The sequence below is a fragment of the Streptococcus mitis genome, from assembly GCF_001579035.1.
Taxonomy (GTDB): domain Bacteria; phylum Bacillota; class Bacilli; order Lactobacillales; family Streptococcaceae; genus Streptococcus; species Streptococcus mitis_J.
This window is the reverse complement of the sequence record NZ_KQ970285.1, coordinates 431,804-439,873: the sequence shown is the minus strand read 5'-3', so window position 1 is coordinate 439,873 and position 8,070 is coordinate 431,804. Positions and strand designations below refer to the sequence as shown.

5 protein-coding genes and 2 pseudogenes are annotated in these 8,070 nt (G+C 33.8%); 5 read left to right on the top strand and 2 right to left on the bottom strand.

Annotation, left to right across the window (positions count from 1 at the left end; genetic code table 11):
* The 3 genes from SMIDD26_RS02210 to SMIDD26_RS02200 form a co-directional block, all read left to right on the top strand.
* Positions 1-799 (top strand): AraC family transcriptional regulator (locus tag SMIDD26_RS02210; protein WP_246746855.1); only part of this gene is annotated, 799 nt, incomplete at its 5' end.
* Between the two features lie 96 nt (positions 800-895).
* A complete protein-coding gene (locus SMIDD26_RS02205) occupies positions 896-1,735 on the top strand; it encodes a Cof-type HAD-IIB family hydrolase (RefSeq protein ID WP_061438766.1) in 840 nt (279 codons plus the stop codon).
* 9 nt (positions 1,736-1,744) lie between these two features.
* Positions 1,745-2,344, top strand: a complete 600-nt coding sequence (locus tag SMIDD26_RS02200; RefSeq protein ID WP_061438765.1) for a histidine phosphatase family protein — start codon at positions 1,745-1,747, stop codon at positions 2,342-2,344.
* An 88-nt stretch (positions 2,345-2,432) separates the two neighbouring features.
* Here SMIDD26_RS02200 and SMIDD26_RS02195 read toward each other — a convergent pair whose 3' ends face one another.
* Together SMIDD26_RS02195 and SMIDD26_RS02190 are read right to left on the bottom strand one after the other, a co-directional pair.
* Positions 2,433-3,248 carry a PRD domain-containing protein gene (locus tag SMIDD26_RS02195; protein ID WP_061438780.1) on the bottom strand — a complete coding sequence of 272 codons (816 nt, stop codon included), beginning with the start codon at positions 3,246-3,248 and terminating at the stop codon, positions 2,433-2,435.
* Between the two features lie 83 nt (positions 3,249-3,331).
* On the bottom strand, positions 3,332-5,224 hold the full coding sequence (locus SMIDD26_RS02190) for a beta-glucoside-specific PTS transporter subunit IIABC (RefSeq protein WP_061438764.1): 1,893 nt from the start codon (positions 5,222-5,224) through the stop codon (positions 3,332-3,334).
* Positions 5,225-6,005: 781 nt separating this feature from the next.
* On the opposite strand from SMIDD26_RS02190, the pseudogene SMIDD26_RS02180 reads away from it, so the two are divergent.
* Positions 6,006-7,215: pseudogene (locus SMIDD26_RS02180) on the top strand (ATP-binding protein).
* A gap of 275 nt (positions 7,216-7,490) precedes the next feature.
* Positions 7,491-7,865, top strand: a pseudogene (locus SMIDD26_RS02175) (tyrosine-type recombinase/integrase); the annotation flags it as partial.
* Positions 7,866-8,070 lie beyond the last annotated feature (205 nt).

Here is an 8,070-nt window from a genome sequence, read left to right as displayed (position 1 = left end):
AGATGGTCTACCTGATATTCTTTTTCACTGGCATACAGATATGGAAATCATATATGTACACGAAGGACAAGCAAGATTCCATATAGATACAGACTATTTTAACAGTGAGAAAGGAGATATTATTTTAATTCGTCCTAATGCTTTACATTCTATACATCCAATTGAACATACCTATCACTATATGGATGCAATCAACTTTCAATTAGACTTAATTGGTTATTCTACAAAAGATTTTGCAGCAATTCATTACTTACACCCCCTATATAATGGACAACTAGACTTCAAACGTGTGATAAAACCCAATCAACCTGGTTATACAGAAATTCGACAAACACTAATTAATTCAATGAAAATAGGATACTATAGGAAGACATTTTTTGAACTAGAATTAAAAAGTGAGTTACTAAAACTGCTTCATCTTCTCTTTCAATATAATTACGTTTATTCAAGTAAACAATCAATAGATGGTTATCGTAGAGAAGAAAAAATTAGGACAATTATCGATTATATAAGCGAACACTATCAGGAAGATTTATCAATTAATCTTCTAGCAGAACTATGTGGCTATAGTCCAACACATTTTATGAATTTCTTTAAAAAAAATTTAGGAGTTAGTTGTATGGACTATCTTATCCACTTCCGTTTACGTAAAGCTACTGAACTTCTTCAACACTCTACTCTCTCTGTTCTAGAAATTGCCTCAGAGGTAGGTTTTAAAAACTTATCAAACTTTAATCGCCAATTCAAAAAAATTTATAAAACTACTCCTCGAAAATATAGAGAAGAAATGGAAAAATAGATATTTTACCATAGAAAAGTATTACAATTGGCTAGAATAGCAGTAGAAAGATTCATTATCATACTGTAAAATCAAACTAAAAAATGGAGTAAAAGTATGAAAAAAATTATCTTCCTTGATGTTGACGGGACCATTATTGACTACGATAACCACATACCCGATTCAGCTAAAATAGCTATCCAACAATCACGTAAAAATGGACATCTAGTACTCCTTTGCACTGGACGAAGCAAAGCTGAGATGCCAAACGAAATTTTAGATATTGGCTTCGATGGTATCATTGGAGGAAATGGTTCCTACATTGAGTACAAAAATCAAGTTCTCATGCATCAACTAATTCCGTATGAGACTGCCAAACAAGTTGTTGATTGGCTTGAATCAAGAGGATTAGAGTTCTATCTTGAAAGTAATAACGGATTATTTGCGAGCCGTAATTTTCGTGATGCTGCAAGACAGATACTACGCATCTATGCCTTAGGTAAAGGAGCTAGTGAAGACCAAATTTTAAACATGGAGCCAGAAGATGCGCTACATGGATTAGTTTATGGTGGAGAACTGTACCGAGACGATCTTAATAAAATTAGTTTTATTCTTAATTCCTACCAAGATCACTTAGATTCTAAAAAAGCTTTCCCACAACTGAAAGCTGGTACTTGGGGAGGTCGAGGAGAATCAGCTCTATTTGGTGACTTAGGAGTAAAGAATATCAATAAAGCACATGCTGTTGACATCATTCTTAAGCATTTAGGAGCAAATCATATTGATACAATTGCTTTTGGTGATGCTAAAGTTGATATTCCGATGCTCGAAACCTGCCAAATTGGTGTGGCTATGGGTAATGGTGGTCCTGAAATACTAGCTATGGCTGATATTATAACCGATGATGTTCGACAAGATGGACTTTATAATGCCTTTAAAAAACTTAATCTACTGTAGGATATGAAAATGAAGAAAACTCTCTATTTAATGCGTCATGGACAAACTCTTTTCAACAAACGTCATCTTATACAAGGTTGGTGTGATTCCCCACTAACAGACTTTGGAATTTACCAAGCTAAAGTAGCTGCCCAATATTTCAAAGAACATGGAATTATCTTTGACAGTGCTTTTAGTTCAACATCTGAGCGTGCGTGCGACACTTTAGAAATTGTAACTGATGGAAAAACACCTTATAAACGAATTAAAGGTCTAAAAGAATGGAATTTTGGTATTTTTGAAGGAGAAAGCGAAGATCTAAATCCCTCTATCCCTTATAACGATTTCTTCGTCTATTATGGCGGAGAATCTCAATTAGAATTACAAGAGCGAATAAATAACACTATTTGTTCGCTTATGAAGGAAGCTAAGGGCAACTCTATCCTTATTGTGTCCCATGGAGCAGCTATTCGAAATTTTGCCAGAGTCTGGGAAAAGTACGAACAAACAACTATTCAAAATAGAATGACAAATTGTTGTATTCTCAAGTTCACATACTCTAACGATATTTTTTATCTGGAAGAAGTTATTCATCATGATTTCAGTAACTGGAAAGATGACACACACTAAAAAACAGACAAAGTATAATAAACTTTTGTTCAGATAAACATTTAATTAAGTAAAAAAGTCATGGAAATTTAAAAATCTCCATGACTTTTTATTTCTTTCGAATACGAGATAGATGGATCGTTAAATATAACTGCTCATCATCAGAAATAGAATACTGTTTAGTTTTTTCTAAGTGTAATGCAATCTTTTTAGTTGTTTCATATGCAATAGGATACTTCTGACACATTAGCTCAAACATTAAAGAATCATCCAATTCTTCTTGTTTCGTATTTGTTAATACACGCTCACAAAAAAATTTTAAATGAGTAATGAATCGTTGAACGTAAACATCATCTTGTTCTAAGGGAATTTCCAAACTATATTTCACAATAGTCATAATCTCTTCCATTAACTGAGTTAAATCTCGAGCATTTGAATTCTGATGATTCAACTCACTATTAACCAGGGTTAAAGCCATAAAACCCGCTTCATCATCGGGTAATTCTTGACCCAAATAGGAACTCAAAAGCTCATTGGCATATAAACCTGCCTCATACTCTTTAGGAAAGAATCGTTTAATATCCCACATGAGAAAATTCTTCATAAAAAATCCGTCACGGATTCTTTGTTCAACTCCATACATATGATCTGCCAACGATAGAAAAGCTGTATCTTTAATAGCATTATCTAATGTACATTTAGCAAAAGATATGGCTTTATCTGCAACTTCTAATAATTCTACAGAAATTTCAAAAAAAACTTCTCTATGATTTTGAGATAAAATATAACGTTTATCTATTTTATTTTCATCAAGTTCATCATCAACTTTCTTACCAAATGCTAGACCTCTTCCCATTACAATGATTTCCTGATCTTTCATTTCAGATAAGACTACATTGTTATTAAATATTTTTTTAATTTTCATGATTTCACCCAATTATTAGTACCTATAGTATAGCACAAAAATGAGGTATGGAAGTTGAATCATCTTCCATACCTCCAATTAAACTATCCAATTTCAAGCAAGTTCTCTTCTAAGTTGACTTTACCACTTGCAATTGTGTTTACACTATGATACTTATTGGTATTTGTAACTATGATTGGTGTTGTAACTGAATAACCTGCTGATTTGATTGATTCAATATCAAAACTCAACAACAATTGACCTTTTTTAACTCTAGCACCCTGAACTACATGAGCTTTAAAGCCAGATCCATCTAACTCAACTGTATCCATACCAACATGAATCAGTAATTCAGCACCATCATCTGTTGCAAGACCAATAGCATGATTTGTAGGAAAGAGAAGACGAATTGTTCCATCTGCTGGTGCAACAACTTCCCCAATAGTTGGTTCAATAGCTACTCCATACCCCATTGCTCCACTAGAGAATACTGCATCTGGTGTTTCTGAAAGTGGAATAATATTCCCTACAATTGGACTTGAAACTACTTGATTCCTCACTTCTACTTTATCGTTTTTAGTTTCTTCAGTGACTACTTTCTTCTGATTTTTTTCAAAAAGTGTTGGTACTGGTAAGAACATTTGAATTGCAAATGAGAGGATAATAGCAATTGCTGTGCCAACTAAAGCTGCATATAAACTTCCAAAATTACCATCTGGACTAACAAGAGATGGGTAAAGGAAAATTCCCAAAGCACCTACTGAATACATAGTTACGTTGAACATGCCAACAAATCCACCAACAATACCAGACACTACACAACTGATAATAAATGGCGTACGCATTGGAAGTGTCACACCATAAATAGCTGGTTCTGTAACACCAAAGATTGAAGAAATCAAAGCTGGAGTAGAAATTGCTTTTACCTTGCTTTCTTTCGTTTTAAGAATAATTGCTGCAAGGACACCTGTTTGTGTAAAACAAGGTAACAAAGCGCCTGCTAGAATGACTCCTGAACCAGTCTGAGTGAGTTCTAGTATTGCCAACGGCACAAGTCCCCAATGAAGACCAAACATAACCATTACTTGCCATAAAGTACCTAGAAGAACTCCATAAATAATAGGATTAAAATTATAAACTGAACTTAGGAATGCCCCTAATAAATCAGATGCTTCATTAGCAATAGGACCAACTAGTAGGAAAGTCAACGGAATTGAAACGATCAAAGTTACAAACGGTACCACAAAAAGCTTAACTGTATCCGGGGTAATCTTTTTGATAAATCTTTCAATTCTAGAAGCTGCCCATACAGCTAGAATGGCCGGAATAACTGTTGATAAATAGCCTCCTGCGGGCATGCTTAAAGGAATTCCAAAAAAGTTAGATACACCTGCTTCAGTCAACCCCTTAACACTTGCTTCTAAGTTTGGATAAACTAAAGACGCAGCAATTGCTAAAGCAGTGAACTCATTCATCTTAAATTTACGAGCTGCATTCAAAGCAATCATCATTGGCAAAAATTGGAAAAATCCATCACCAGCTGCGGTCAGAACTAGAGCAACTCCATTATTTGCAGCAGTCCATCCGAAGAAAGCAGTTAAAATAGCTACAATCCCTTTTATAATTCCAGCTGCTGCCAGTGGACCAAGGAAAGGTTGGAAGATACTTGAGACAATATCAATAAAAGCATCTAAAGGATTCTTCTTAACATTATCTTCTTCATCAGCATCTACTGCTCCACTACCTTGTAAGCTACCTACTGCTAATACTTCTGCATAAACATCCGGAACATGGTTACCTATTACTACCTGATACTGACCTCCTGCCTTAATAACTGTGACTACACCATCTCGCTTCATGAGATATTCTGTATCAGCTTTACTTTCATCTTTAAGTGTAAAGCGTAAACGTGTTACACAATGTTTAACGCTACTCACATTTTCACGTCCACCAACGTGATTAATAATATCTTGTGCTAACTCAGTATATTTAGCCATATTGGACCTCCTTATATTTTTTGGTCATCAGTTGACTACCTATTCCCGGAAAATAGGTAACAAAAAAACCTAAACACATACCAAATAGAAAGCTAAATATCGCTTCTTATCTCGTATTTGTTTAGGTTTTGCCTGCATGACCAGTAACAATCCATAAATTAAGTATATCACATTTTTTTATTTTTGCAAGCGCTTTTTTAAAAATTTTTTGAGAATTAAATAATGAAGTTTGGCATGAAGTTAGCGAACTACTGTCAACAGAAAATAATTGATCCAACTACTATAGTTGGTTGAGTTTGGAATAGTACGCTGTAGCTGCTAAAACATTTCTAGAAATTAATTTGACTTTCCTAATAGAGTTGTTCATATCTTATTTCAATCTACTATATATCATTATTACTTTAGGCATTTAATAAAAAACTTAAGAGTTGTATTAAGGATAATTATAATCTTGATTTGGCTGATAAAACTAACTTCCAGGAGCATTTTCCCGAAATGAGAACATAATCATTTCTAATTAACATCCAATGGCTGCTGGTGGTTCACTTATCATAATCATAAAAAGTAGGCGAAAAATACGAACTACTGTATCACAAAGATGATGTAATAGTCTAACAACAAACGCACAGCTACTTCGTGTCAGTTCAAATGATTTTATTATCGTCGCTATTCTTAAGATATTATTTCTAAATATTTGAAGATAATAAAATTAGTAGATGATTATTTCTAAATATTTGAAAATAATGTCTATTTGTATTATACTATCTTTGAGGTATCTATTATGAACTATATTAAAAGACCACATTATTTAGATTTTTTAAGAAGACATCGTGACCGTCAAATCATTAAGGTTGTGAGTGGAGTTAGACGAGCTGGTAAATCTGTTCTCTTTCAACTCTATAAAGAAGAGTTACTAGCAACTGGGGTAGACGAGGATCAGATTATATCCATCAATTTTGAAGATCTGAGTTACTATGACCTACGACATTTTCAAACATTATTTGCTTATATAAAAGAGCAGTTAGTTGGGGAGAAAACATACTATATCTTTTTAGATGAAATTCAACATGTTGAAAAATTTGAACTAGTAGCAGATAGTCTATTCATCTTGCCAAATGTTGACCTCTATTTGACTGGATCAAACGCTTACTTTATGAGTAGCCAATTAGCTACAAACTTGACTGGTCGGTATGTTGAAATAGAGGTTCTTCCATTGTCTTTTGAAGAATATCTATCAGATCAATCTCTCACAGAGAATCTGAATACAACAGAAATTTTTAACAATTATCTCTTTAGTGCTTTCCCTTACTTATTGCAAACATCATCTTACGCTGAAAAAATTGACTATCTCAGAGGAATATATAACTCCATACTGTTAAACGATATTGTAACTAGATTGGGAAATCCAAATCCTACTATTATTGAGCGCATTGTCCGAACCCTTCTCAGTAGTACAGGTAGCTTAATATCAACAAATAAGATTCGCAATACCCTGGTCAGCCAAAACGTTTCAATCTCCCATAATACTTTGGAAAATTATTTGACAACTTTGACAGATAGTTTACTTTTTTATTCCGTTCCACGTTTTGATGTAAAAGGTAAAGCATTATTGCAACGCTTAGAAAAATATTATCCCGTTGATTTAGGTTTACGACACCTCTTATTGCCAGACCACAAAGAAGACATTGGGCATATCTTGGAAAATATGGTGTATTTGGAATTGAGACGTAGATATTCACAAGTATATGTTGGTAATTTAGATAAATATGAGGTTGATTTTGTTGTTGTAACTGATTTTGGCCACTACGCTTATTATCAAGTCAGTGAAACAACACTTGCTCCAGAAACACTAGACAGAGAACTTAGACCACTAGAAGCCATTAAAGATCAATTCCCCCAAATATCTATTAACAATGGATACGATTCAGCCAACAGCCAATTACAATGGAATTGAGAAGAAAAATATCATAGATTGGTTACTAGAAAAATAGAAATCATACAGCTAACTAGATGAGGTTGGGCAATAACTCTTTAAAATCCTAAAAACGCATAGTATCAGGTGTTGAAGAAACTTGATAGTATGCGTTTGTTTATGGAAATATTTCCTTCATTTTCTCCTGAAACAGGTTTTTGCTAGCCTATTTTCTCTAATTCTAATGACTTATACTATTCGAAAATCTCTTCAAACCACGTCAACGTCGCCTTACCGTACTCAAGTACAGCTTGTGGCTAGCTTCCTAATTTGCTTTGTGATTTTCATTGAGTATTACTTCAGCTCCTTACCTCTTGGAAAGAGCAACAAAAAAAGGAATTAGCAAAATTTGGAATTATCCAATCTGATGAACAGTATGTCTTTACTTATATCGATATGAAGGGTAATGTTAACAGCCCACTACACTCTGACTATCTCAATAATAAAATGAAATCTGTCAAACGTCGTCATCCAGAACTTAAGCATGCTACACCTCATAAACTGCGACATACAGGGGCAACATTAGCAAAACAGGCTGGAACATCTATTGAAGCTATATCTGAGGCTCTAACACATAGTGACACGATTACAACAAAGACTTATGTCAATACTTCAAATGTCATTCCAATGGCTGTTGGAGAGATTGCCTATCGTAATCTTAAAAAGTAATGGCGGAAGCTATACACTTTGGTATCAAAAAAGACACCCACGAGATTTCTCTTGGATGCCAAGAATTATTAATCTAATAATATTTACGAAACTTTTATTTGTAGTTTTTTTGAATCTATAATAGTACAGCACAACTTCTAAAGCATTGTTAGAAATTTCTTTAAATTCCCTAATCAATTTGTTCACATTCTATTTCAATACGTTT